General features: G+C 72.2%; 3 protein-coding genes and 1 pseudogene. 2 read left to right on the top strand and 2 right to left on the bottom strand.

Translation table 11 applies throughout. From position 1 onward, the window contains the following. Nucleotides 1–352 (bottom strand): annotated as a pseudogene (locus tag ACWD3D_RS36510) (M56 family metallopeptidase); the annotation flags it as partial. Next, nucleotides 349–723, bottom strand: a complete 375-nt coding sequence (locus ACWD3D_RS36505; protein ID WP_451464950.1) for a BlaI/MecI/CopY family transcriptional regulator — start codon at nt 721–723, stop codon at nt 349–351. The pseudogene ACWD3D_RS36510 and the gene ACWD3D_RS36505, both read right to left, overlap by 4 nt. A gap of 128 nt (nt 724–851) precedes the next feature. Between ACWD3D_RS36505 and ACWD3D_RS36500 the strand changes: the two genes are divergently transcribed. After that, nucleotides 852–1,493, top strand: a complete 642-nt coding sequence (locus ACWD3D_RS36500; protein ID WP_451464949.1) for a DedA family protein — start codon at nt 852–854, stop codon at nt 1,491–1,493. Continuing rightward, on the top strand, nt 1,490–1,918 hold a 429-nt coding region (locus ACWD3D_RS36495), incomplete at its 3' end, for a phosphatase PAP2 family protein (RefSeq protein ID WP_451464948.1). The genes ACWD3D_RS36500 and ACWD3D_RS36495, both read left to right, overlap by 4 nt.

Genomic DNA, 1,918 nt, shown 5'->3' with positions numbered 1-1,918 from the left:
TCAGGTCGGGGGATTCCAGCTGGGGGAGGCGGCGGCGGTGGGCGACCCGCACCAGCAGGGCGACGGACCGGGTCAGCAGGGCCACCGCGACCAGGGTGACGGCGGCGGTGACCTCCGGCGATCCGGCGCTCACGGGTGTGAGCAGGTGACCCAGGGCGGCGATGTCGCGGACATGGGTGGCTCCCGGTACGACGAGCAGGGCCAGCGCGCAGGTGCTCGCCCCGGCGAGGCCGACGGCGGTCAGGGCCAGCAGCCCGACCGCGCGCCGAGGCGGGAGACTCGTGCTCAGCAACCTCCCGGCCGGTCCGGCGAGGAACGGGAGCAGAAGCGGCAGCCACACGGCGTGGATCACGGCGCGGCGTCCTCGTCGAGGAGGGAGCGCAGCAGCCGTTCGTCCTCGTCGCTGAGCTGGGAGACGAACCGGCTCAGTACCGCCCCCCGGTCGCCGTCCTTGGCGAGCTCGGCGTGCATCCGTCGCGCGGTCAGCCCCGACGCGTCCTCGGCCGGGAGGTAGGCGAATCCCCGGCCCGATCGCGTGCGCGTCACCGTCCCCTTGTCGTGGAGACGGGACAGGATGGTCGTCACGGTCGTACGGGCCAGAGTGCCGCCGACCGCAGCCTGGACCTGGCCCGGAGTGAGCGGGCCGTTCGCCGCCCAGAGGGCGGCCAGTACGCCGGACTCCAGCTCCCCGGCCGGGCGCCGCTCCCCGGTCGTGTCCCCCATGGCTGACGCACCTCTCCCGATTCATCGTCTACAGTGATGTAGACCGACTACAGCATTGTAGACGGTCGTGCCGCCGGTGCGCCTTCCCCCGGCTCCGGCTTTCGTCAACTGTATGGGAGCTGTTCGACGTGACTCTGGCCGTGAACCTGCTGGACGCCGGTTCCCTGCTGTCCGCCTTCGGCGCCCTGGGCGTCGCCGCGGTCCTCTTCGCGGAGACCGGCCTCCTGGTCGGGTTCTTCCTCCCCGGCGACTCCCTCCTCTTCACCGCGGGCCTGCTGTCAGTCCCCGGTGTCCACGGGGCGGTCCACCTCTCGCTGCCGCAGGTGCTGTGTGCGGCGGTCGCCGGGGCCCTGCTCGGAGCACAGGTGGGATATCTCATCGGCCGACGGGCCGGCCGCGCCCTGCTCGCCCGCAGCACGAGCCGCAAACTGCGGGCGGGTGCCGAACGGGCCGAAGAACTCCTCGAACGCTACGGGCACGCCAGGGCCATCGTTCTCGCCCGCTTCGTACCGATCGTGCGTACGGTCCTCAACCCGCTGGCCGGGGCACTACAGGTACCCGCCAAGGTGTTCACCCTCTGGCAGGTCGTCGGCGGACTGGTGTGGACCCTCGGTCTGGTGTGCGCGGGCTACGCGCTGGGTTCCTCGGTCCCGAACGTCGACCGCTACCTCCTGCCGATCGTCGGCGTCGTCGTCCTCGTCTCCCTCACTCCGCTGGTGCTCGAAGTGGTACGCCGGCGGAACGGCGCCACGGACGGAGAGTCCCGTTGAACCTTCTCGCTCTCGACGGACCGTCCGTGGACGGAAGCCTCTACACCTCGGTCAACCGTCTCGCCCGGCATGCGCCCGCCTGGCTGGACCACCTCCTCTCGGGCTGGTCCGGCTACGGCCTCGGGCTCTTCGCGCTGCTGATGGTGCTCGCCTGGTGGCGGGCCCGCGCGGCCGGCGACGACGTCAGGATCGCGAGGGCTCTCGCCGCCCCGGTGGTGGTCTGCGTGGTCTTCCTGGTCGACACCGGCATCAAGAACGCCTTCCACGAGCTGCGCCCCTGCCGCGCGCTGCACGCCGTCACCCTGGAAGCCTGCCCACCGCCGGGCGACTGGTCCTTCCCCAGTAACCACGCCACGATCGCCGCGGCGGCTGCCGCCGCCCTGTGGCTCGTCGATCGCCGGCTCGCCGCGATCGCCGCGCCCGCC

This window comes from Streptomyces sp. NPDC002690, from assembly GCF_053592415.1.
Note: the sequence above shows the minus strand (reverse complement) of the source record. Positions and strands in the feature narration are given on the sequence as shown.